Origin of the sequence: Pantoea sp. GCM10028869 (assembly GCF_042666835.1) — a bacterium.
Classification (GTDB): Bacteria; Pseudomonadota; Gammaproteobacteria; order Enterobacterales; family Enterobacteriaceae; genus Pantoea; species Pantoea leporis.
The window spans coordinates 45,826-69,801 of record NZ_JBHTGO010000012.1; the positions used below are offsets into that span (position 1 = coordinate 45,826).

Here is a 23,976-nt window from a genome sequence, read left to right on the forward strand (position 1 = left end):
AGGTAAACCCTGAAGAGAGGAAAAAGCGGCAGAGCGTGAACTCTGCCGACTGAAGGTTAGTCGCTCAGCTTAGCGGCCATGGTTTTGATGCTGCCCACATCGTCTTTAGTGATCGCAGCCAGACGCTCGCCGTACTCTTTATCAGCCTTGTAGAAGTACGACAACATAATGGCGCGGCTCTGCACATCCACACCTTTCAGCGCGCCGCCCAGAGAATTGATCAGATCGGTTTTCTCTTTGTCATTGAAGGAACGATACAGATCGCCCGCCTGCTTAAAGTTCTGCGTTTTAGCAATCATCGCCTGCTGCGTGGTGCCGCTCAGCGGGCTGTGGCTGTATCGGGCGCTCTGCAGCTCTTCGCGAGGATAGACACGGCTTGGCTGATAGTTGACGCCATGATCGTCAGCCTTGCCGCTGTTCATCGCGCCGTCCTGATTACCGTTGCTCACCGGCACGCGCGGCGCGTTGACCGGCAACGCCAGGCCATTGGCGCCCAAACGGTGCATCTGGGTATCGGCGTAAGAGAACAAACGACCTTGCAGCAAGCGATCTTCCGATGGCTCTATGCCCGGAACCAGATTCGATGGCGCCATCGCCACCTGCTCGGTTTCCTGGAAGAAATTATCCACGTTGCGGTTCAATTCCATCTGGCCGACTTTCACTTCTGCGATACCCGGCCAGATTTTGGTGGCGTCCAGCGGGTTGAAGTCGAATTTATCCAGATCGCTGGCTTTAATGGTTTGAATATAGAGATCCCATTTCGGGAAGTCTTTGTTGTTGATCGATGCCACTAAATCTTCGGTCATGTGGCTGAAAGTGCTGCTCTGAATAGCCGCCACTTCGCCCGGATCGAGATTTTTCTCGCCCTGCAGGGTTTTCCAGTGGAATTTCACGTAGTGCACTTCGCCTTTGGCGTTGACGAACTTATAAGCGTGCACGCTGTTGCCATCCATCTGGCGATAGTTTGCTGGCGTTCCCATATTGGAGAACAGCATGGTCAGGCCATGCGTGGCTTCCGGTACGTGAGAGAAGAAATCAAAGGTGCGCGCGTCGTTGCCAAGATTGGTGCGTGGATCAGGCTTAAAGGCATGCACCATGTCCGGGAATTTAATCGCGTCGCGGATGAAGAATACCGGCAGGTTGTTACCCACTAAATCCCAGTTGCCCTGGCTGGTGTAAAACTTGGTGGCAAAACCGCGCGGGTCGCGCAGCGTTTCCGGTGAATGTTTGCTGTGCACCACGGATGAGAAGCGCACAAATACTGGCGTCACGCTGCCTGGTTTAAAGACTTCGGCAATGGTTAAGTCGCTGATATCTTTGCTGGCGCGGAACTCGCCGTGCGCGCCGGTACCGCGTGCATGTACCACGCGCTCTGGAATGCGTTCTCGGTCAAAGCGTTGCAGCTTTTGGATCAGCTGCACATCTTGCAGTAACACTGCGCCATTTTCGCCTGCGGTTTGTGAGTTCTGGTTATCGCCGACGGGTGCGCCGTTATCACGCGTTAAAGCGGTGCTGTAAACCGGAAGGGAAAAGGCTAAGGCTAATACACAAGCGAGGGGTTTGACTGCAAAAGAGTAAGCGGTCCGGGTCATAAGCGTGCGTCCTTGTGAGTTTAAATATGCGACTACATTGCCGCTCTCGCGCCGTTTCAGGCTGGAGGATATTTACACTCATGGGGAGAAGCGCTAACGAGACCAGTCCGGTTTATAGTTAAAAAAAGTTATAAATAAAAAACCGCCAAACCATGTTGGCGGTTTTTTGTGGCGCGCCGTCGCAGTGAAGTTACATCACCGCAGCAAACGCCTCAGCAACCTGGTTGACGTTACGGCTGTTCAGGCCGGCAACGCACATGCGGCCGCTGGCGATCAGATACACGCCAAACTCATCACGCAGACGGTCAACCTGCTGCGCGCTCAAGCCGGTATAGCTGAACATGCCACGCTGTTTCAGCAGGTAATCAAAGTTTTGTCCCGGCAGTTTGGTACTCAATACTTCAACCAATGCCTGACGCATGTCGATGATGCGCAGACGCATCGCTTCGACTTCTGCCAGCCAGTTGTTGAGCAGCGCTTCGTCGTTCAGTACGCAGGAAACCACCTGCGCACCGAAGTTTGGCGGGCTGGAGTAATTGCGGCGCACGGTGGCTTTCAGCTGGCCCAGCACACGAGCGGACTCTTCCGCGCTATCGCAGACAATAGACAGGCCGCCAACGCGCTCGCCGTATAGCGAGAAAATCTTGGAGAACGAGTTGCTGACCAGCGCAGGCAGACCCGCTGCCGCAATCGCGCGAATCGCATAAGCATCCGCTTCCATGCCCGCGCCAAAGCCCTGATAAGCGATATCGAGGAACGGAATCAGCTCCTGCGCTTTCAGTACTTCGGTGGTTTCATCCCACTGTGCGTTGGTGAGATCGGCGCCGGTTGGGTTATGGCAGCACGGGTGCAGCAGCACGATGGATTGCTTCGGCAAGGTTTTCAGTTTGGCGATGAACGCATCAAACTTCACGCCGTTGGTTTCCGCGTCATACCACGGATAGGTATTCACCTCGAAACCGGCACCGTTGAAGATCGCGACGTGGTTTTCCCACGTCGGATCGCTCACCCACACGTTGGACGCCGGGAAGTAACGCTTAAGGAAATCAGCACCGACTTTCAGCGCGCCTGAGCCGCCCAACGTCTGGATGGACGCAATGCGGCCCGCTTGCAGCATCGGATGTTGTTTACCGAACAGCAGCGGTGCAATGGCGTTACGGTAAGCGTTCAGACCTTCCATCGGCAGATACAGCGACGCCTGATGCGGCTGCGCCTGCAGGCGCTCTTCTGCTGCGGCAACCGCCTGCAGCTGAGGAATGATGCCCGCTTCGTTGTAATAGAGACCAATGCTCAGGTTTACTTTGTTATCGCGCGGATCTTGTTTGAAGGTTTCCATCAACGACAGAATCGGATCGCCGGCATAGGCATCAACGTTTTGAAACACGGTGCAGATCTCCATGATTGGTCATAAATAAGAGGTAAAGATGCGTCATCAAACCATGTAACGGCCGGGACGATGATTCATTGCGATGATGAGATTGAGGATCACCGCGCCCGCGATTGAAGCAAACAGCATCGGTAACGACACCACAAACAGCGACGCTAATACCACGCAGGTATCAACCGCCATTTGCAATTTTCCTGCACGCAGACCGATGCGGTCCTGCAGCCAGAGCGCCAAAATATTAATACCGCCGAGGCTGGCTTTGTGACGGAACAACACTATAAACCCAATGCCCATCACCACGTTACCGAACAGTGTCGCATAAAACGGATTTAGCGCAGAAAAATGCACAAACAGCGGATGCAGATGGGTGAACAGCGACACCAGGCCAACCGCGCAGAAGGTTTTCAGGGTAAATTCCCAGCCCATGCGTCGCACGGCCAGCCAGTAAAATGGCAGGTTGATCAGGAAGAAGGCGCTACCGAAGGAGAGCGGTGACAAATAGCTGATTAAGAAGGCAATACCGGCAGAACTGCCGGTGAGTGCGCCCGCCTGTTTCAGCATAATGACGCCGAAAGAGACCATTAGCGTGCCGAGGACTATCGCCAGCGCATCTTCAATCAGCGAATGGGGAACTTTAGTGGGTTGAACAACGTTATCCATGGGTTAATCTCATTGCAAATGATGCGGTTCAAATGCAAAAAACGCACCACATCGGCGGCGTATGCTCGCCGCCGATGGGTGCCAGTGATTATCCAATTGATAACTAAGGCGCTTTATTGCAGGTTTTTGTGCATCAGTTGCGACTTAAACCATCAACCCATGCACAAATCTGTTTTCTGGTGCGCGTTTTTTGCATTATTAAGGCAATAATTGCACCAGATTAGCACGTCACGCACTTTTTTGGCGCGTTTTGTGCTGCGGGATGATCATCAAACCGTTCTCTTTCAAACGGCTCAATACCACGGAAGTTTTCACGTGCGCCACGCTTTGATGGCCAGCCACTAACTGGCTGATCAGCGCGCTCAGTGAAGCCAGATCGGCCACCGCCACTTTCAGCAGATAATCAGCATCGCCGGTGGTTTTGAACGCATCAACGATCGCGGCTTCTTCTTCCACCATGCGATGGAAACTCTCTTCATAATCCGGCGTATGGTTTTTCAATCGCACTTCAATCAATCCCACCATGCCAAGGCCCACCGCGTCGGGCGAGAGGCGTGCGTGATAGCCGAGAATGAGATTGGCCTGCTCAAGATTGATGCGGCGGCGTGAACATTGCGACGCCGAAAGTCCGACTAAATCACTGAGTTCCTGGTTGGTGAGGCGTCCGTTAGATTGTAATAATGTCAATATCTTAAGGTCGTGATCGTCTACCTGAGTCATTCTGTTTCCACAGCGTAATAAGGGGCGCTTTGCTACAGATAACCTGATTAAAGCCGGGGTTGTCCAACACTATTTTCTGATGACGTGAAATGCATGCACAAAACGTGCATGCATCCGGAATGAAAGGGTTATTCGTCGTCGTATTGCGGGCCAGCGTAGTTATCAAAGCGCGACCATTGGCCATTAAAGGTCAAGCGTACCGTACCGATCGGGCCGTTACGCTGCTTACCCAGGATGATCTCGGCGATGCCTTTGAGATCGCTGTTTTCGTGATACACCTCGTCACGGTAGATAAACATGATCAAGTCGGCATCCTGCTCGATCGAACCTGATTCACGCAGATCCGAGTTCACTGGGCGCTTATCCGCACGTTGTTCCAGTGAGCGGTTTAGCTGCGACAGCGCCACCACCGGCACATTCAGCTCTTTCGCCAGCGCTTTAAGTGAGCGCGAGATTTCAGCGATCTCCAGCGTACGATTGTCCGACAGCGCAGGCACGCGCATCAGCTGCAGGTAGTCGATCATGATCAGGCTCAACCCGCCATTTTCACGGAAGATGCGGCGCGCGCGTGAGCGCACTTCGGTGGGCGTCAGGCCAGAAGAGTCATCGATAAACATGTTCTTCTTCTCAAGCAAAATCCCCATGGTGGCGGAAATGCGCGCCCAATCTTCATCTTCCAGCTGACCGGTACGAATGCGCGTCTGATCTACGCGCGACAGCGACGCCAGCATACGCATCATCAGCTGCTCGCTGGGCATCTCCAGGCTGAAAATCAACACCGGCTTGTCCTGCAACATCGCGGCGTTTTCGCACAAATTCATGGCGAAGGTGGTTTTACCCATCGAAGGACGCGCCGCGACGATGATCAGATCCGAGCCCTGTAAACCGGCGGTTTTTTTGTTCAAATCCTGATAGCCGGTATCGACGCCGGTGACGCCGTCGTGCGGCGTTGAGACCAGCGACTCAATGCGCGATACCGTGGCTTCCAGAATCTGCTCGATATTCTGCGGGCCCTGATCTTTATTAGCGCGCTGTTCAGCAATTTTGAAAACATTCGATTCAGCAAAGTCGAGCAGATCTTCACTGCTCCGTCCTTGCGGATCGTAACCGGCATCGGCGATTTGGTTCGCCACAGAAATCATTTCGCGCACTACCGCACGTTCACGCACGATATCGGCATAAGCACCAATGTTCGCGGCACTTGGCGTATTTTTTGCCAGTTCGGCCAGATAGGCGAAGCCGCCGGCCATCTCTAATTCACCAAGCGTTTCCAGCGATTCAGAGAGCGTAATCAGGTCGATCGGTTGGCCAGCTTCCAGCAAACGCTGCATTTCCGTGAAAATCAGACGGTGCGAGCGGTTGAAGAAATCACTGGCGACGACGCGTTCAGAAACGTTGTCCCAGCGCTGGTTATCCAGCATCAACCCACCGAGCACCGACTGCTCCGCTTCTATGGAATGCGGCGGCATTTTCACGCCTTCCAGCTGCCGATCGCGGGGTTCGTTCGATTTGTTGGTGGGTTTATTTCCTGCCATAGTGAATGCATTACCGATCGTGAAAGGGACGCGCAAGTATACCGTCCCAGGATGAACAATCACAGGAGTCAGAATGGCAAAGCGTATTCAGTTCAACCAACACGGCGGCCCAGATGTACTGCAATGGGTCGATTTCGAACTGGCCGATCCCGCCGAACATGAAGTGCAGGTGGAAAACAAGGCAATTGGCATTAACTACATTGATACCTACGTGCGTAGCGGCTTGTATCCGCAAAGCAGCTTCCCTTCCGGCCTGGGTACCGAAGCCGCCGGCGTGGTGAAGCGCGTCGGATCGGCGGTGACGCGGTTTAAGGCGGGCGATCGCGTGGTCTATTGCCAGGCCGCGCAGGGCGCTTACAGCGAAGTGCACAATGTGGCGGAAGATCGTCTGGTGATCCTGCCGGACAGCATCTCCTTTGAGCAAGGCGCGGCCTCTTTCCTCAAAGGTTTAACCGTGCAGTATCTGCTGCGCCAAACCTATAAAGTGAAAGCTGATGAAATCTTCCTGTTCCACGCCGCCGCGGGTGGCGTGGGTTTGATCGCCTGCCAATGGGCCAAAGCGCTCGGCGCACATCTGATTGGCACGGTGGGTTCGGCTGAGAAAGCGAAGATAGCTAAAGATGCCGGTGCCTGGGCGACAATTAACTATCGTGAAGAGAATATCGCGAAGCGCGTCAGCGAGTTGACCCATGGTGAGAAAGTGGCCGTGGTATATGACTCAGTGGGGAAAGATACCTGGGAACCATCGCTGGATAGCCTGCGTCGCCACGGATTAATGGTCAGCTTTGGTAATGCGTCGGGTCCGGTTACCGGCATTGATCTCGGCATTCTCAACAAGAAAGGCTCGCTGTTCGTCACCCGACCTTCGCTGTTCGGTTACATCACCAACCGTGAAGAACTGGATGCCGCCAGCAATGAGTTGTTCTCACTGATCGCCAGCCGCGCGATTCAGCTTAACGTGCCCGAGCAGCAGAAATTTGCCTTGAGTGACGCGGTGCGCGCGCATCAGGTGCTGGAGAGTCGCGCGACTCAAGGTTCCAGCCTGCTGATTCCCTGATCGCTAAATGCAAACGGGGCTTCCCGTAGGAAGCCCCTTTTTCTTTCTTTTTATAGTTCGCGCTGGTGTAGGGACAGCGGCGATGAATTCGTTTGAAACAACGCCAATCATCCTGACAGAAAACATAAGTAAAAAATATGTTTAAATGCGGAATAATGCTAAGCAATATCCGAGTCTGTGATCGTCACCGCAATTAGCGCCAGTCCCTTCTATCTAAGTCGCTGATTTTTCTTTTCAGCCTGCGCAATTTTGCCTCACCTGAAGGCGTGGTAAATGCCCGATAAAGCCAGACAACGACAACCGCCAATACCAGCCATGGCAACACTTTAATAACAATTGCCAGCAATCCGCCAAAGAACATCAAAGCGGTCGCCACCACCAATGCTGCAATAACGCCCAGCAACGAAACGCCGGTGAACAGCAGCATCAGAAAAAAAGCCGATAACAAATAGAATTTCCACTAAGGCTCTCCTGTGTAAGTAACATCAGGAACATTACAAGATACGTGCCAGGTTATAAAAATAGCTAACTGCTTGAAAGCAATGGACAAGAGTTGAATGAAGAAATAATGAGGTGATGAAAAAAACTAATTCTCGGCGTAGAAATAACCATCTATAAAATTATGGTACTGGCTTTACGGTGCGCATGAAGGCGCACCGTATCAAACCGGAAGGTTCCGGCATGCTAAACAGTGATTACATCACTTCCTGTGGGATCTTATCCGCTACCAGCGCTAACGCCGCTTCCAGCACGCGCACATCGGCGCCGGGTTTGTGGGCGTTTTCACTTAAATAGCGACGCCACTGGCGCGCACCCGGAATGCCCTGGAACAGGCCAAGCATATGGCGCGTCACATGGCCGAGGTACATGCCTTTGGATAGTTCAGCTTCAATGTAAGGATACATCGAGCGCACCACCGCTACCGGATCGACGCGCGGCGTATCGCGACCAAACAGCTCGCGGTCAACCTGCGCCAGAATCCCCGGATTCTGATAGGCTTCGCGCCCCATCATCACGCCATCCATATGCTGCAGATGCAGTTTGGCCTCTTCCAGCGTTTTGATGCCGCCATTAATCGCCATGGTCAGCGCCGGGAAATCGCGCTTCAGCTGGTAAACGCGGGGATAATCGAGCGGCGGAATCTCGCGATTCTCTTTCGGACTTAAACCCGATAGCCACGCTTTGCGCGCGTGGATAATAAAAGTATCGCAGCCGCCCTGTTGCGCCACGGTGCCAATAAAATCACACAGGAATTCGTAGCTGTCCTGCTCATCAATACCGATGCGAGTTTTGACCGTCACCGGAATGCTCACCACATCACGCATCGCTTTAATGCAGTCGGCAACCAGCGCCGCATCGCCCATCAGGCAGGCGCCAAAACGTCCGTTCTGGACGCGATCGGATGGACAACCCACGTTGAGGTTGATCTCATCGTAGCCACGCTCTTCTGCCAGCTTAGCGCACTGCGCCAGGGCGGCGGGATCGCTGCCACCCAGCTGCAGCGCCAGCGGATGCTCTTCCTCGCTGTAGGCCAGATAGTCACCTTTACCGTGAATGATCGCGCCGGTCGTCACCATTTCGGTATACAGCAGCGTGTCACCGCTCAGCTTACGGTGAAAATAACGACAGTGACGATCGGTCCAGTCGAGCATTGGGGCGATGGAAAAACGTTGCGAGGAGAAAGTATCGGTCATGAAACGCAGTAAATCCGCAGTAAGTAAGTGATGAGAAACTGCGCAATCATATCACAGCAAAACGGGCGGCACAGCCGCCCGTTATCAGACGGGTAATTAGAAGTTGAATCCGAGCTGCAGCATGGCACCTACGGTGTTGTCTTTACCCACAGAACCGGCCAGGTCCAGATGGACAGCATTGTTGAACGGTGACACACCCAAACCGGCGGTGAACACGTCAGTATCGGTCGACTTCAGATCGGCGCGATAGCCGGCACGCAGCGCCAGCCAATCCAGCACACGATATTCCGCACCTACGCCAGCATATTGGCTGGTGTCTTCCGACTTGAAGCGCTTGGTTTCAGTCAGATCAACATCCCCCGCCAGCGTAAACGGCCCGTTATTCCAGGAAAGCCCTGTAGTGACCAACGGACGAATTTGATAAGTATCGCGGTAACCGTTCACCTCTTTGGTATCGAGATCGCGCGAGATCAGGTTTTGTCCGGTCACGCCAAAGGTCCAGTTCTCACCGAAATCTGTTGCGACACCCGCATCCATGTTGAAACCGGTATCGCTGCTGCGGTAGCGGCTGCTGTTGATGTCGCTCTTGTCGTAGTTGTAGATACTCGCGGTGTAGTTATACAGCCAGGTTTTCTGCAGCTTTGGCGTCACGCCGACAGAAACCGGATGGCCGGCAATCGAGAACTCATGCGCGACTGACACACCATAATCGGTGACTAATGCCGCCAGGCCATTGGCGCTGGAGCGCAAATTATTTTCATCACCCGGCACAGGCACTCTCGTGCCATTGGCAACCGCGCGCAGGTAGGCAATATCGCTATCAGCCACGTTGGCGCGCACAATCGCAGTGCCGTAAGCCTTGGTGATAAAGGCAAAAGGTAAGGTTTCATTCGGAACGGTGACGGCCACGGCCACACCGGCTGTCGCGTGAGCTTTATTACCACGCAGATCGCTGAGCTGGTTTGCCATATCGCCTGCGGCGGCCTTCAGCTGCGGGTAACCATTGAGGTAATCCTGAAAGGTTAGGTCATCGATCACGTCCTGATAACGATCAACGGTATCGGTAATGTCGTCAACGCGATCGATCAATTTGTCTTTATCGGTAACCTGTGCGCCGGCTGATGGAAGAATGATGCTGACGTTATCTTCAGGCTGCGCCTTGGTCATCAATGCTGGGTTAGCCAGCACCGCTGAACTCCAGGTGGAAGAGGCTACGCCGGTACCGCCCATTGCGTCGTTACGCGCGTCGTACCATGTACCTGCTGCCAGAGCTGAGGAAGAGAGAAATACTGCATTCAAACCAACAAGATAAGCTACTTTTTTGTGCCTGAATAATGTCTTCGCCATGAGCCTGCCATCACCTTTGAAATGTCGCTGAATCACTCACCGACTGAAAGTTTAGTTAGCCGCTATTCTGAACCCTGGCTAACGCTTCATTGCTGTGAATTAAAAGGAAATAGCACTGCTATTCGCAGAATTGGACGCTTCCACGCCATTCCGCTGTGTTTTTATGCAGAAAAATTAACAGTGAGTAAATTGAGACCAGAAATTACTTAAGACCTTTTGAACCATAGCCGCTAACCCGGTGAGTTGCAAAGCAAAATCCGTGCAAGCGTTGCGCTGCCTGGCCGGACGCATTTTACAGACATTAGTGTTGCAGCAATATTGACGGGAAAATGGCGATGGTAATCTATTGATTGAGGAGAATTTTCTTAGGGATTTTAAGGACAATAAGCAATCACAGCAGCGTAAAATTTTGTGTGATAAAATAACATCACCTGCAACCCGGAGAATGCTTATGTCAAACCTCACGCCAGAACAACTTCTTACCCAGGCTGAATCACTTTGCCTTGATCGCGGCGTGCGCCTGACCACTCAACGCGCAGAAGTGTTGCGCTTAATGGCAGAGCAGAACGGTTCGATAAGCGCTTACGATTTGCTGGATCAACTGCGTGTCAGTGAACCGCAAGCAAAACCGCCCACCATCTATCGCGCGCTGGATTTCCTGCTGGAACAGGGATTTATTCATCGCGTAGAGTCAAATAACAGTTACGTGGTTTGCCATCATTTTGATGAGCCAGCACATACTTCGGTGATGTTGGTGTGTGACGGTTGTGCGGCAGTTAGCGAAAAACATGCTCATGGCGTGGAAAAAACCATCGCTGCATTAGCGGACCAGGCGGGGTTTTCTCTGCGACATACCGTGATTGAGGCACATGGCCTGTGTGAAAATTGCGCAGAAGTGGCGGCTTGTACGCACCATGAAAGCTGCGAGCATGACCATCAGGTAGAGGGTAAAAAGCGGGTAAGAAAATAGGGAGGCACATCCTTGTGCCGGGCCAATCACTACGCTAAATGATTGGCGGGTAGGAGCATCATCCGTGAAGTGAGGTTACCAGCGGTAATCTTTGTTGGTTGTTTCCCAGTCTTTCACTTCTTTCTCGGCCTGGTCTTTACCATAACCGTAGCGTTCCTGGATTTTACCAACCAGCTGATCGCGTTTACCTTCGATCACAGTGAAGTCGTCATCGGTCAGCTTGCCCCACTTCTCTTTAAACTTGCCTTTGAACTGCTTCCAGTTTCCGCTCGCTTCGTCTTTGTTCATAATATTCCTCCACTACATCCTGAGTGAGATAGATATATTGCCTGCTTAGCTGGCGATATACCCAGACAACGCGCTACTCATATGCGCCGTATGAGGTAATTGTAGTAGCCGCTTCGCAGTTTGCAGGGAAATACAGATTAATCTGTAGGTTACGCTTCGCTTATTCAGGCGTTAAACCAGCTATCGCGCCGCCAGTGACCACGCCAAATGAGCCACAGCGTCAGTCCGCGTAACGCGAGGAATACCGTCACCGCCAGCCATAAACCGTGATTACCGAGCCACGGCAGCGTGAGCAGCGAGACACCGTAGCCGATCGCCGCCATCACCATGCTGTTGCGCATCTCACGCCCGCGCGTCGCGCCGATAAACATGCCGTCCAGCAGATAGCACCAGACGCCAACCAGCGGCAGAATCACTTGCCAAAGCAGATAGCGGTCGGCCATCTCTCGTAGCGCTTCCAGTGACGTCAGCATCGCCACAATCTCCGGACCGGTGAATGCATAAATCAGCGCAAAGATCGCGGCGACGAAGCATGCCTGGCGACAAGCCGCATGCCAAATCAGCAATAGTCGGCTGCGATCTTTGGCCCCAACCGCTTCACCCGAACAGGCTTCAACCGCGTAGGCAAATCCATCAAGCGCGTATGCGGTGAAAGTGAGGAACATCAGCAGCACCGCATTGACTGCCACTACATCCGGCCCAATGCGTGCGCCAAGGATGGTGAGCGACGCGAAGCATATTTGCAGCATCAAAGACCGCAGCATAATGTCGCGATTGAGGCGGAATAGCCGCGCCGCATCGCCGCGCCAGCTGCTTTTGAGTAAAGCAAAATGGATACCGCGCATCTTTAGCACCCGCGCCACCATCCACAAACCCACGCCCAGCGTGACATATTCTGCCAGCGCGGTAGCCGCCGCCGCTCCGGCGACACCCCAATGCAGTTTGAGCACGAACAGCAGATCCAGCAGGATATTCACCAGGTTGCCGATGATTAGCAGCACCATCGGTGCCCGCGCATACTGCACGCCCAGCAGCCAGCCAAGAATCACCAAATTGGCCAAGGTTGCGGGCGCACTTAGCCAGCGAATCTCAATAAATATTTTCGCCTGTTGCTGCACTTCCGGGCTGCCACCCATTAACGCTGCCGCCAGGCTGCTGACCGGCGTTCGCAGCACCATAAACAGCGCACCAAAAACCAGCGCAATCAGTAGCGGCTGTGTTAAGGCGCGCGCCAGCGCCGTTTTGTCATTGGCGCCAAATGCCTGAGCGGTGAGTCCGGTGGTGCTCATGCGCAGGAAAAGCAGGAGCATAAAGATGAAGCTGGTGGCGGTTGTGCCCACGGCGACGCCACCGAGGTAGATCGGGCTATCGAGATGACCAATAACGGCGGTATCCACTACACCCAGTAATGGGACGGTGATATTTGACAGGATCATCGGCAGCGCTAGCCGCCAGAGCGTTTTATCTGAAGAGGAAAACAGCTGCATTAGCCCATTCCGTTGTGTGCGGTAATCAGCGTAATGGCGCCAGAATGAGCCGCAGAAAGAGTCACAGAGAAGTAAAACAGCAGACTGCGGTCAGCGCAAACACGCACCGCCGCAGTTAAAGTGGATCAGAAACTGATCAGAGCCACTCGCCGTTGCGCACAATCCCGACAGCTAAACCTTCAACGGTTAGCGACTGCTCACGGGTATCCACGACAATCGGCTGAAAATCGGTGTTTTCCGGCAGCAGATGGACAATCGCACCCTGCTTTTTCCAGCGTTTCACTGTGACTTCATCATCAATGCGCGCCACGACAACCTGGCCGTTACGCACTTCCTGCGTTTTGTGTACCGCTAACAGATCGCCATCCATAATGCCGATGTCTTTCATCGACATACCGCTCACGCGCAGCAGGAAATCGGCGCTCGGTTTAAAGAGGTTAGCATCCACCTGATAGTGGGCTTCGATGTGTTCTTGAGCCAGCAAAGGTTCACCGGCAGCGACGCGGCCAATCAGAGGCAGCCCTTCGCTCGGTTCTTCTTCCATCAGCAAACGAATTCCGCGCGATGCGCCGGAAACAATTTCAATTACGCCTTTACGCGCCAGCGCTTTCAGATGCTCTTCGGCAGCATTGGGCGAGCGGAAACCCAGTTGCGCAGCAATTTCCGCACGCGTTGGCGGCATGCCCGTCTGGTTAATATGGTCGCGAATCAGGTCATAGACCTGTTGCTGCCGTGCAGTTAACGCTTTCATCCCGCCCCCTGGTTGTTTATACAGTCGCTGTGAGTATATACAGGTATTCGCGAAATGAAAACCGTAACAGAGGGAAAAATCAGCGGTTTGATGAATCTGGAATCCCTATCTCAAATGCGTCCAGAGCAGCGCGATCCAGACGAACAGAGCCAGTAAGATAGTCAGCAATACGGCAGCCGATCCCATATCTTTGGCGCGGCCCGCGAGCGGATGTTGCTCCTGCCCGATGCGGTCGACCACCGCTTCGATAGCGCTATTAAGGATCTCAACGATGATAACCAGCACTACCGAGCCAATCATCAGGATGCGGGAAAGGGTATCTACATCCAGCCAGCAAGCCACGAGAATGGCCACCAGCGCGGCAATGGCTTCCTGCCGAAAAGCGGCTTCGTGCTGCCATGCGGCACGCAGGCCCTGCCAGGAATAACCGGCGGCTTTCACTATTCTTACTAAACCGGTGACGTTATTTGCCATGTCTATGGAACCCTTGAACTATTTTGACGTCAATGTGTGGGCAGTATGAGGCGGCAGAGCCACAGACCTTCGCTGCGCTTTCTGGTATGCTTGCCGCGCTTTGCTAACAAGAGGCTTAAAGTTGTCTATGTCAGGTTGGCGTAAACTCTATTACAAATTATTGAATTTACCACTCTCTATTTTGGTAAAAAGTAAGGTCATTCCGACCGATCCTATCTCTGAACATGGGATCGATCCGACACGTCCGGTGATGTATGTTTTGCCTTATGATTCAAAGGCTGACCTGCTCACACTGCGTGCTCAATGCCTGAAACATGATCTGCCCGATCCGCTAGCTCCGCTGGAGATCGATGGCACCCTGCTGCCGCGCCACGTGTTTATTCACGATGGCCCACGCGTAATTCCCTATTTCGTGGCCAATCCCGAATCGGTAAAGCTGTTCCACGATTATCTGGATTTGCACCGCAGCAACCCGCAACTCGATGTGCAAATGCTGCCGGTCGCGGTGATGTTTGGTCGTGCGCCGGGACGTGAAACCTCCGGTGAATCCACGCCGCATCTGCGCGTGCTCAATGGCGTGCAGAAGTTCTTCGCCATTTTGTGGCACGGCCGCGACAGTTTTGTACGCTTCTCGCAAACCGTTTCGTTGCGCCAGATGGCGACCGAGCACGGCACCGATAAGTCGATTGCCCAAAAGCTGGCTCGCGTGGCGCGCATTCATTTTGCCCGCCAACGTCTGGCCGCGGTCGGCCCGCGTCTGCCTGCACGTCAGGATCTCTTCAACAAGCTGTTACAATCCAAAGCGATCGAAAAAGCAGTAGAAGATGAAGCGCGCAGCAAAAAGATTTCGCATGAGAAAGCCCAGCAGAACGCCATCGAAATGATGGAAGAAGTGGCGGCGGACTTCTCTTATGAAGCGATTAAAGTCACTGACCGCGTGATGGGCTGGCTGTGGAGCCGCCTGTATCAGGGCATCAACGTGCATGGCGGTGAGCGCGTGCGTCAGCTGGCGCAGGATGGTCATGAGATTGTCTATGTGCCCTGCCACCGCAGCCACATGGATTACCTGCTGCTCTCCTACGTGCTTTATCATCAAGGCCTGGTGCCGCCGCACATTGCTGCCGGTATTAACCTGAACTTCTGGCCAGCCGGCCCGATTTTCCGTCGTCTGGGCGCCTTCTTTATTCGTCGTACCTTTAAGGGCAACAAACTCTATTCCACCGTGTTCCGTGAATATCTTGGCGAGCTGTTTAGCCGGGGTTACTCCGTTGAATACTTTGTGGAGGGCGGACGTTCACGTACCGGTCGTTTGCTGGATCCAAAAACCGGCACCCTATCAATGACGCTGCAGGCGATGCTGCGCGGCGGCAGTCGTCCAATCACCTTCGTGCCGATTTACATCGGCTACGAGCATGTGATGGAAGTGGGCACGTACGCCAAAGAGCTGCGGGGTGCGGCCAAAGAGAAAGAGAGTTTCCTGCAGATGGTGCGCGGTTTACGTAAGCTGCGCAATCTCGGCCAGGGCTACGTTAACTTCGGTGAACCCCTGCCGTTGATGAACTATCTGAACAAAAACGTGCCCGAATGGCGAGATGCGATTGATCCTATCGAACCGCAACGCCCAGCCTGGATGACGCCCGCCGTGAATGACATTGCGGCGAAGCTGATGGTGCGCATCAATGAAGCCGGTGCAGCCAACGCCATGAACCTGTGCGTCACCGCCCTACTGGCGTCACGTCAGCGTTCACTGACCCGCGAACAGCTGATTGAGCAGTTAGAGTGCTACACCCAGCTGCTGCGCAATGTGCCCTATTCGCCAGAAGCCACGGTGCCTGACATGAGCGCCGAAGCGCTGCTTGATCACGCCATGGGCATGAACAAGTTCGAGACCGAGCAAGACAGCATTGGCGACATCATCATCCTGCCGCGCGAGCAGGCGGTGCTGATGACCTACTATCGCAACAACATTCATCACATGTTGGTGATGCCATCGTTGATTGCCGCCATCGTGCAACAACATCGGGAAATCAGCGAAGCAGAGCTGCTGCGTCAGGTTAGCCTGGTATATCCGATGCTAAAGAGCGAGTTGTTCTTGCGCTGGGACAAGGCGGAGTTGCCTGCGCTACTTAACGCACTCTGTGCAGAGATGGCGCGTCAGGGCCTGATCACCTTGCAGGATGGTCAACTAAGAATGACGCCGGCACGTCACCGTTCGCTGCAACTGCTGGCGGCGGGTATTCGTGAGACGCTGCAGCGCTTCGCGATTACCTTCGCTATCCTCAGCGCGAAACCGGCCATCAACCGTGGCACGCTGGAAAAAGAGAGCCGCACGCTGGCTCAACGCCTGTCTGTGCTGCACGGTATCAACGCACCAGAGTTCTTTGATAAAGCAGTGTTTACTGCGCTGGTCCTCACGCTGCGTGATGAAGGATATATCAGTGACAAAGGCGATGCCGATGCCGAACGCAGTCATATGATGTGGCAGATGCTGGCGGAACTGGTGACCAGCGACGTGCGTCTGACGATTGAAAGCGCGGTCACCCACGATTAACGCGGCGACAAGCTAATAAAAAGGCGCACTTCAGTGCGCCTTTTTTGTTTATAACAGATCCGCGAACGGCACGGTGCTGAGCAGAATGCCGAGAAACAGCACCATGCCCACATAGTTGTTATTCAGAAACGCCTGGAAGCAGGGATCGCGCTCGCGCTGGGCAATTAGCTTCTGCTGATGCACAAACAAGCCTGCTGCCAGCAGCAGCGACCAGTAAAACGCCCCATTCAGATGAAGCATCATGCCCACCAGCGCCATCAAACCGAGCGTTGCCAGCTGCAGTAAACCGATAATCAGTTTGTCGTAACGGCCAAACAGAATCGCCGTCGATTTTACGCCAATCTTCAAATCGTCATCGCGATCGACCATCGCGTACTGCGTGTCATAGGCCACCGTCCAGCAGATGTTCGCCAGGAAAACCAGCCAGCAGACTAAAGGTAAGGACTCACTAACTGCTGCCCATCCCATCGGAATCGCCCAACCAAACGCTGCGCCGAGCACCACCTGCGGCAGATGCGTGTAGCGCTTCATAAACGGATAAACCCACGCCAGCGCCAGGCCACCAAACGACAGCAAAATGGTCATGGTGTTCATGGTCAACACCAGCATAAACGCCAGCAAACCGAGACCGGCAAACAGCAACTTCGCCTCTTTCCCGGACACCGCGCCGCTGGCCAGCGGACGTGACGCCGTGCGCTTGACGTGACCATCGATTTTGCGGTCTGCGTAATCGTTGATCACGCAGCCAGCAGCACGCATCACGATAACGCCGAGCACAAACACCAGCAGCACCGGCAGCGGTGGAATCGCCATGCCGGAGAGCCACAGTGCCCACAGAGTTGGCCACAGCAGTAACACAGTGCCGATGGGTTTATCGATACGCATCAGGCGGCAGTAAGCCTGCCATTTGGTCATGGGTAAGGTGTTTTGCACAGTGGTTTTATCCTTGATCCAGCGCGCGATAGAGCGGCGACGCCGGTAAAAACAGTTCAGTTAACAGCAGCGGCTTGCCCGACAAACGCAGGCGGGAACGGCGTCCCCATAAATCGCCAACCTGACCGGGATCGATAAAATCGCGGCTCAGGGTAGATGAAGAGAACAGATAGCGGCCAAGCGGGCGCGTACCGAGCTGTTGCAGCATCTGCTCGGGGCCGTTCAGCGTGCTTTCTGGCACCACGGTGCGGCCAATCAGCCAAGGCTCGCCATCACCGCACAGCACAATTTCACGTAACCAGAAGCGCGGGTCGGCGGGCAAAAATTCCGCTTCCTCCGAGATCTCTTCAGCGCCAATAAACGCTTCGCGGATCAGTTTTACGGTCACTTGCTGGCAATGCTGCTCGAAGCGACGCGTCATGGAGTCTTCTTCCATTAACCAGTCAAGTAGCGGGGCAGAAAGCTGCGGTGAAGAGGCTGGCAGCCAGTGCAGTGCGCGTAACTGGCGCAGCGCGTCATGCGACATCAGGACATCTCCGGGAAAAAAGTTGCCCTAGTTTAGCGCAGAGGAGAATGCGTGGCACGGCTCGTTGTGCCACGCGATATTATTACTCGCGTTTCAGGCGGTTACTGTTCGCTAGCCACAGCGTCACCACCAGAATCAAAATCGCCGCCGAGTAGTAGAGCGTATCGAACGGATTTTTATGGTCGACGATGATCAGGCGGATAATCGCCGTGATGCCAATGTAGATGAAGTAGCGCAGCGGGAAGTGATAGCCAGACTGAAAGTACTTCACAATCAACGCGATAAATTCGAAGTAGAGGAAATAGATAACGATGCCTTCAATTAGCAGATAGGAAGACGTCTGCTCACCGGTGCTCAACAGCACGTTGGCCAGATGAATGGTTTCTTTACCGAGGAACACCACCAGAATAATGGCCAGAATGATCAGACCAATATTCAGCACCCACTGCAATGCTAAAGAGATGTACTGCCCAACCCCTGTTTTTATTGTCATTTTTGCGCCTCACGCTCTCAATTACTTACTGGCGCTATCATGCTGTAGTGTGATCAAAATCACAATATTTATACTTCGACATCCACGCACAGCGCGTCATAGCGCCAGAACTCGCAGTCGCAATCAATCACGCGCTTGTGCTGATCGCGATTGATGCGGGTAATCAACAATCCGGGCGTGCCGCTCGCCACGTTGAGCGCGGGCGCAGCGCGCACCGGCAGCGGTCCCGGCAAAATGGTAAAACGCGCGCCGCCGTAGCGAATGCCATAGCGCTGGTCATACAGATCGGTGAGTGAACGCGTCAGGTCTTCATCCAGCAATCCCGGAAAGAAGGCGGGATTGAGGTAATGCTCGACATACAACACGGCGCGGCCATCAATACGGCGCAAACGGCGAATGCGGTAAACCCGATCGCCCTCCAGCAGTTGCAGATGACGCGCGATGGCTAATTGCGCTGGCACTTCGCGCGCCTCCAGCACTTCAGTGCTGGCAATACGGCCTTGCTCAGCGGCCATGGCGTGAAAATGGCTATGATGAGAGGGGTTGTAGACCAGCCGAGGCGGTGCGAGAAACCAGCCACGACGCAATTCACGATAGATGATGCCCTGCGCTTCCAGCAAACCCAGCGCCTCACGCAGCGTAATGCGCGTGGTGGAATAGTGTTCGCTTAAGCTACGTTCGGCGGGCAAACGACCACCGGCAAATTCACCGCTTTCAATGCGTTCCCGCAGCCCTGCTGCAATCACATCCGCCGTTTTCGACATCATTTTTCAGCCTCATTTTGGGGCAAATCTGCACTATGACAGTTCGATGACTACAATGTGACAGAGAACAACCCACGCTTTAGCGCGCTGTAACCGCATGTGGATCGTCGCGCCACACCCCGTTTCACCACCATGGTCATAAAACCTTCATCTATTCGGGCTACATTGGCTCGGTTCTTGCTGGACTAGACCAAGAAGTCCCACAACATATACCGGGAGCAATCGAGATGAAAGCGTTTATCGCCTCTGTAGTAGCCAGTGCCGTACTGCTTGCGCTGCCCGCCGCGCAAGCCGCAGATAATGACCTCGCCGCGTTAGAAAAAGCTGCGCGCGCCGAAGGTCAGGTCAACAGCGTCGGCATGCCAGATAGCTGGGCCAACTGGAAAGATACCTGGAGTGACCTCAACAGCAAATATGGCCTGAAGCACAGCGACACCGACATGTCTTCGGCGCAGGAACTGGCAAAATTTGCTGCAGAGAAAGAGAACGCCAGCGCCGATATCGGTGATGTGGGCGCTGCTTTCGGTCCGATTGCCGTCGCTAAAGGCGTGGCGCAACCGTATAAGCCAACGCATTGGGAGCAAATCCCGAGCTGGGCAAAAGATCAGGATGGCAACTGGATGCTGGCGTATACCGGCACCATCGCGTTCCTGGTGGATAAGCAGCAGGTCAAAGATGTGCCGCACAGCTGGGCCGATCTGAAGAAAGGTAAGTATGTGGTCACTATCGGTGACGTCGGCACTGCGGCTCAGGCAGCGAACGGCGTGTTGGCGGCCAGCTATGCATTAGGCGGTGACGAGAAGAATGTGAAACCGGCGTTGAGCTTCTTCGGCGATCTGGCGAAAGAAGGCCGTCTTGGCGTGACCGATCCGGTGATTGCCAACATTGAAAAAGGCGAAATTCAGGTGGCGGTGGTGTGGGACTTTAACGGTCTGAACTACCGCGATCAGATCGACAAAAACCGCTACGAAGTGGTGATCCCTTCCGACGGTTCCGTCACTTCTGGCTACAGCACCATCATCAATAAATACGCCAAACATCCGAACGCCGCCAAGCTGGCGCGTGAATACATCTTGTCTGATGAAGGCCAGATCAACCTGGCGAAAGGCTATGCGCGCCCGATTCGTGCCGAGCATTTAACTCTGCCCGCCGACGTGCAGGCCAAGCTGCTGCCGCAGTCTGAGTATAAGAATGCCCGTCCAATCAAAGACCAGGCCGCGTGGGATAAAACCTCGAAAATGCTGCCGCGTCTGTGGCAAGAGAACGTCATCATTAATATGAAGCAGTAAGGAGCGAGGGATGAAAACGATCCTGGTGGTGTTGGATGGGCTGAGTAATCAGGTAGCGCAGCACGCAATGGGCTATCTGTTTGCTGAATGCGCGCAGGGCAACGGCCAATATTATACGCTGACTTGCGAACTGCCTTCGCTGTCGCGCCCGCTGTACGAATGCATTCTCACCGGCATTCCACCCGTGCGCAGCGGCATTATTCATAACGGCGTCAGCCGCTTAAGTAATCAGCGCAGCATCTTCCATTACGCGCGTGCCGCCGGTCTCACCACTGCAGCGGCCGCCTACCACTGGGTGAGTGAGCTCTACAATCAATCCCCGTTCAACGCGGCGCGCGACCGCCACACGGTCGCGCCCGATCTGCCGATTCAGTATGGGCATTTTTACTGGGACGACGGTTATCCGGATTCCCACCTGTTTGAAGACGCAGAAAGCCTGCGTTTGCGGCACGATCCCGACTTCCTGCTGATCCACCCGATGAACATTGACGATGCCGGACACAAGCACAGCCTGTCATCGCCGCAGTATCGCAACCGCGCGCGCATGGCCGATGGTTATCTGTCGCAGTGGATGCCGGACTGGCTGGCGGCTGGTTATCAGGTGATTGTCACCGCCGATCACGGCATGAACGATGACCGCTCGCACGGCGGCATTTTGCCAGAGGAGACGCAGGTGCCGCTGTTCGTGTTTGGCAAAGGTTTCTCGCTGCAGCCGGATCTCCAGCCGCAGCAGACCGAACTGTGCGGCATCGTGTGCACCTTGCTCGGCGTCGAACATGACAAACCGCTATGTCGCGCGTTACTGGCGGAGCCGCAGTAATGAAAGGCAAAACGCTCGCCGCGCTATTGCTGCTGCCGTTTGCGCTGTTCTGGGTGGCATTCCAGCTCGCGCCGCTGCTGTGGATTGCCATCAACAGCTTCTGGAGCGACATCAATGAGCGTTGGGGCTTCGACAACTACAGCGATATCCTCACCTCGCCGTTCTATTTGCAGGCGTTTCGCCTGTCGCTCGACATCTCCATCTGGTCGAGCATTTACGGCCTGCTGATCTCACTGGTTGCCGGATATTCGCTGCATCAGCTCGGCAGCGGCCGCTTTCAGCGCTTTTTGATGTCATTTACCAACATGACCAGCAACTTCGCCGGTGTACCGCTGGCGTTTGCCTTTGTCATTCTGCTCGGTCTGAACGGTTGTCTGACGCTGCTGCTGCGCCATTACGGCGTGCTGGAAGGCTTCAAACTGTTCTCGCGTGACGGCATGGTGCTGGTGTACACCTGGTTCCAAATCCCGCTCGGCATTTTGCTGCTCTATCCGGCGTTTGATGGCTTGCGACAGGATTGGCAAGAGTCCGCCGCGCTGCTGGGTGCAGGCCGCTGGCGCTATTGGTGGCACATCGGTTTGCCGATTCTGTTCCCGGCGCTGCTCGGTACTTTCGTGATTTTGCTGGCGAACGCGCTCGGCGCTTACGCCACCATTTACGCGCTCACTACCGGCAACTTTAACGTGGTGCCGGTACGCATTGCCGCGCTGGTCTCTGGCGATATCTCGCTTGATCCCAACACCGGCGGCGCGCTGGCGATGTTGCTGGTGCTGATTATGGCGCTGATTACCGTGGTGCAGCAGTATCTGGTGCGCCGCAGCTATCTCAACGCCAAACCTTCCTGAGGAGCTACACGTGTCGCGCGCGGAAAAATTTTATCATCGCCTGATTGTCTGGCTGCTGCTGGCCATTTTAGCCGCGCCGCTGCTGGCGACGTTACTGTACGGCATTTCCACCAGCTGGAGCGACACCATCCTGCCGCAGGGCTTTACGCTGAAGTGGCTCAGCGCGCTGTGGAGCGATGCGCGTTTCCTGACCGCGCTCGGTCATTCGCTACTGGTTTGCTGCGGTGCGCTGCTGTTCTCGCTGGTGCTGGTACTGCCTGCCATGTTTGTGATCGCTTACTACTATCCGAAACTGGATGCGGTGATGAACGTGCTGATCCTGATGCCCTTCGCCGTACCGCCGGTGGTGTCGTCGGTCGGGCTGCTGCAACTCTATTCGTCGTCGCCGCTGATGCTGACCGGCACGCCGTGGATTTTGATCGGCTGCTACTTCACCATCGCCTTGCCGTTTATCTATCGCGCCATCTCCAACAATATGCAGGCCATCAACCTGAAAGAGCTGATTGATGCCGCGCAGCTGCTCGGTGCCAGCACCTGGCAGGCGGCGCTGTTTGTGGTGTTGCCGAACCTGCGCAAAGGGGTATTTATCGCGGTGCTGCTCTCCTTCTCCTTCCTGATTGGTGAGTTTGTCTTCGCCAATATGCTGGTCGGCACCCGTTATGAAACCTTGCAGGTTTATCTGTTTAACATGCGCAACGGCAGCGGCCACTTCACCAGCGCGCTGGTGATCTCCTATTTTGCCGTCGTCCTGCTGGTTACCTGGCTGGCGAATGCCCTCAATCCTGAACGAGGCTGACCATGAGTTATCTGAGCGTCACCCAGCTGAACAAAAGCTACGGTCCGACCACCATTTTTGAAAACATCGATTTCAGTGCCGAAGAAGGCGAGTTTGTTACGCTGCTCGGTCCCAGCGGGTGCGGCAAATCGACGCTGCTGCGCTGTATCGCCGGATTGACCGAAGTGGATAGCGGCAACGTGTTGCTGCAAGGACAGGATATCGTGCCGCTGCCGCCGCAAAAGCGCACCATCGGCATGGTGTTTCAGAGCTACGCGCTGTTCCCCAATATGACGGTGGAGAAGAACGTGGCGTTTGGCCTGAAGATGCAGAAACTGGCCAGCGGTGAGATTCAGAAACGCGTGATGGAGGTACTGGCGCTGGTGGAACTCACCGACTTCGCGCGGCGTTATCCGCATCAACTCTCTGGCGGACAGTGTCAGCGCGTGGCGCTGGCGCGTTCGCTGGTGACGCGTCCACGCTTGCTGTTGCTGGATGAACCGCTGTCGGCGCTGGATGCGCGCATTCGTCGCCATCTGCGTGAACAGATCCGCAATATTCAGCGCGAGCTGAAACTCACTACCTTGTTTGTTACCCACGATCAGGAAGAGGCGCTGACCATGTCCGATCGCATCGTGTTGATGAACCGGGGCAAGATCGTGCAGAACGGCAACGCGGAAATGCTCTATACCCAACCGGCCGATCTGTTTGCCGCCGGCTTTATCGGCAACTACAACCTGCTGAGCGCCGAACAGGCAACGCAGCTGACCGGACAGGCGTTTAGCGGTCAGGTAGCGATTCGCCCGGAGTCGATCCAGCTGTGCGCGCCGCAGGCGGGCATTCCCGCCACCATCCTCAGCCACAGCTTGCTTGGCAACGTGATTCGCTATCGGGTGCGCGCGCAAAACGTGGAGCTTTCGATTGATTTACTCAACCGCAGCGTGGCAGATTTGCATCCCGCTGGTATGCAGATTGGGCTACAGTTAGAGATGTCGACGTTGCGCCAGGTTGCTTAATT

The 23,976-nt window shown here is 54.6% G+C and carries 23 protein-coding genes and 1 pseudogene; 8 read left to right on the forward strand and 16 right to left on the reverse strand.

Annotated elements, in window-relative coordinates; translation table 11 throughout:
* Positions 1-56: 56 nt before the first annotated feature.
* From ACFQW4_RS22070 to dnaB, 5 genes are all read right to left on the reverse strand, one after another.
* Positions 57-1,592, reverse strand: a complete 1,536-nt coding sequence (locus tag ACFQW4_RS22070) for a catalase (RefSeq protein ID WP_377727625.1) — start codon at positions 1,590-1,592, stop codon at positions 57-59.
* Between the two features lie 190 nt (positions 1,593-1,782).
* The gene (locus ACFQW4_RS22075; RefSeq protein WP_101763128.1) at positions 1,783-2,976 is read right to left on the reverse strand and encodes an amino acid aminotransferase; all 1,194 of its coding nucleotides are present in this window, start codon (positions 2,974-2,976) and stop codon (positions 1,783-1,785) included.
* A 48-nt stretch (positions 2,977-3,024) separates the two neighbouring features.
* Positions 3,025-3,639, reverse strand: coding sequence for a YitT family protein (locus ACFQW4_RS22080; RefSeq protein WP_008109953.1), 615 nt, complete (start codon positions 3,637-3,639; stop codon positions 3,025-3,027).
* A gap of 228 nt (positions 3,640-3,867) precedes the next feature.
* Positions 3,868-4,359, reverse strand: coding sequence for an Lrp/AsnC family transcriptional regulator (locus ACFQW4_RS22085; RefSeq protein WP_097095220.1), 492 nt, complete (start codon positions 4,357-4,359; stop codon positions 3,868-3,870).
* A 128-nt stretch (positions 4,360-4,487) separates the two neighbouring features.
* Entirely contained in the window at positions 4,488-5,894 is a 1,407-nt protein-coding gene (gene dnaB, locus ACFQW4_RS22090) for a replicative DNA helicase (protein ID WP_101763062.1), read from the reverse strand.
* A gap of 73 nt (positions 5,895-5,967) precedes the next feature.
* On the opposite strand from dnaB, the gene ACFQW4_RS22095 reads away from it, so the two are divergent.
* Positions 5,968-6,951, forward strand: a complete 984-nt coding sequence (locus ACFQW4_RS22095; protein WP_336769178.1) for a quinone oxidoreductase — start codon at positions 5,968-5,970, stop codon at positions 6,949-6,951.
* Positions 6,952-7,144: 193 nt separating this feature from the next.
* Here the strand turns inward: ACFQW4_RS22095 and pspG are convergent.
* From pspG to traF, 3 genes and pseudogenes are all read right to left on the reverse strand, one after another.
* Positions 7,145-7,412 (reverse strand): annotated as a pseudogene (pspG, locus tag ACFQW4_RS22100) (envelope stress response protein PspG).
* 234 nt (positions 7,413-7,646) lie between these two features.
* Complete coding sequence (dusA, locus tag ACFQW4_RS22105; protein WP_110868152.1) at positions 7,647-8,645, reverse strand: tRNA dihydrouridine(20/20a) synthase DusA; 999 nt, start codon at positions 8,643-8,645, stop codon at positions 7,647-7,649.
* Between the two features lie 96 nt (positions 8,646-8,741).
* Complete coding sequence (gene traF / locus ACFQW4_RS22110; RefSeq protein ID WP_101763066.1) at positions 8,742-9,992, reverse strand: conjugal transfer protein TraF; 1,251 nt, start codon at positions 9,990-9,992, stop codon at positions 8,742-8,744.
* 451 nt (positions 9,993-10,443) lie between these two features.
* On the opposite strand from traF, the gene zur reads away from it, so the two are divergent.
* A complete protein-coding gene (zur, locus tag ACFQW4_RS22115) occupies positions 10,444-10,962 on the forward strand; it encodes a zinc uptake transcriptional repressor Zur (RefSeq protein ID WP_101763067.1) in 519 nt (172 codons plus the stop codon).
* Positions 10,963-11,037: 75 nt separating this feature from the next.
* Here the strand turns inward: zur and ACFQW4_RS22120 are convergent, their stop codons facing one another.
* The 4 genes from ACFQW4_RS22120 to ACFQW4_RS22135 all read right to left on the reverse strand — a co-directional run bounded on the left by ACFQW4_RS22120 (position 11,038) and on the right by ACFQW4_RS22135 (position 13,962).
* Positions 11,038-11,250, reverse strand: a complete 213-nt coding sequence (locus ACFQW4_RS22120; RefSeq protein WP_110868149.1) for a CsbD family protein — start codon at positions 11,248-11,250, stop codon at positions 11,038-11,040.
* Between the two features lie 164 nt (positions 11,251-11,414).
* Positions 11,415-12,737, reverse strand: coding sequence for an MATE family efflux transporter DinF (gene dinF, locus ACFQW4_RS22125; RefSeq protein ID WP_377727635.1), 1,323 nt, complete (start codon positions 12,735-12,737; stop codon positions 11,415-11,417).
* 136 nt (positions 12,738-12,873) lie between these two features.
* Positions 12,874-13,488: a transcriptional repressor LexA gene (gene lexA, locus ACFQW4_RS22130; RefSeq protein ID WP_008109941.1), complete on the reverse strand. Its 615-nt coding sequence runs from the start codon at positions 13,486-13,488 to the stop codon at positions 12,874-12,876.
* A 105-nt stretch (positions 13,489-13,593) separates the two neighbouring features.
* On the reverse strand, positions 13,594-13,962 hold the full coding sequence (locus ACFQW4_RS22135; RefSeq protein ID WP_101763070.1) for a diacylglycerol kinase: 369 nt from the start codon (positions 13,960-13,962) through the stop codon (positions 13,594-13,596).
* A 127-nt stretch (positions 13,963-14,089) separates the two neighbouring features.
* On the opposite strand from ACFQW4_RS22135, the gene plsB reads away from it, so the two are divergent.
* Positions 14,090-16,513, forward strand: coding sequence for a glycerol-3-phosphate 1-O-acyltransferase PlsB (plsB, locus tag ACFQW4_RS22140; RefSeq protein WP_110868147.1), 2,424 nt, complete (start codon positions 14,090-14,092; stop codon positions 16,511-16,513).
* Positions 16,514-16,561: 48 nt separating this feature from the next.
* Here plsB and ubiA read toward each other — a convergent pair whose 3' ends face one another.
* The 4 genes from ubiA to ACFQW4_RS22160 form a co-directional block, all read right to left on the reverse strand.
* Positions 16,562-17,446, reverse strand: a complete 885-nt coding sequence (ubiA, locus tag ACFQW4_RS22145; protein WP_110868146.1) for a 4-hydroxybenzoate octaprenyltransferase — start codon at positions 17,444-17,446, stop codon at positions 16,562-16,564.
* A gap of 7 nt (positions 17,447-17,453) precedes the next feature.
* Positions 17,454-17,972, reverse strand: a complete 519-nt coding sequence (gene ubiC / locus ACFQW4_RS22150; RefSeq protein ID WP_137384959.1) for a chorismate lyase — start codon at positions 17,970-17,972, stop codon at positions 17,454-17,456.
* Positions 17,973-18,054: 82 nt separating this feature from the next.
* Positions 18,055-18,465, reverse strand: a complete 411-nt coding sequence (gene psiE, locus ACFQW4_RS22155; RefSeq protein WP_061718383.1) for a phosphate-starvation-inducible protein PsiE — start codon at positions 18,463-18,465, stop codon at positions 18,055-18,057.
* Positions 18,466-18,533: 68 nt separating this feature from the next.
* A complete protein-coding gene (locus tag ACFQW4_RS22160) occupies positions 18,534-19,232 on the reverse strand; it encodes a UTRA domain-containing protein (protein ID WP_101763074.1) in 699 nt (232 codons plus the stop codon).
* 224 nt (positions 19,233-19,456) lie between these two features.
* Between ACFQW4_RS22160 and ACFQW4_RS22165 the strand changes: the two genes are divergently transcribed.
* The 5 genes from ACFQW4_RS22165 to ACFQW4_RS22185 are packed head-to-tail and all read left to right on the forward strand — an operon-like array spanning position 19,457 to position 23,974.
* A complete protein-coding gene (locus ACFQW4_RS22165; RefSeq protein WP_101763075.1) occupies positions 19,457-20,518 on the forward strand; it encodes an ABC transporter substrate-binding protein in 1,062 nt (353 codons plus the stop codon).
* A gap of 10 nt (positions 20,519-20,528) precedes the next feature.
* Entirely contained in the window at positions 20,529-21,338 is an 810-nt protein-coding gene (locus tag ACFQW4_RS22170; protein ID WP_192412697.1) for an alkaline phosphatase family protein, read from the forward strand.
* Positions 21,338-22,183: an ABC transporter permease subunit gene (locus ACFQW4_RS22175; protein ID WP_101763077.1), complete on the forward strand. Its 846-nt coding sequence runs from the start codon at positions 21,338-21,340 to the stop codon at positions 22,181-22,183. The genes ACFQW4_RS22170 and ACFQW4_RS22175 overlap by 1 nt, the downstream gene beginning before the upstream one ends.
* A gap of 10 nt (positions 22,184-22,193) precedes the next feature.
* Positions 22,194-22,979 (forward strand): ABC transporter permease, encoded by a 786-nt coding sequence (locus ACFQW4_RS22180; RefSeq protein WP_101763078.1) that lies wholly within the window; start codon positions 22,194-22,196, stop codon positions 22,977-22,979.
* 2 nt (positions 22,980-22,981) lie between these two features.
* Positions 22,982-23,974 carry an ABC transporter ATP-binding protein gene (locus ACFQW4_RS22185; protein WP_377727646.1) on the forward strand — a complete coding sequence of 331 codons (993 nt, stop codon included), beginning with the start codon at positions 22,982-22,984 and terminating at the stop codon, positions 23,972-23,974.
* Positions 23,975-23,976: the final 2 nt, after the last annotated feature.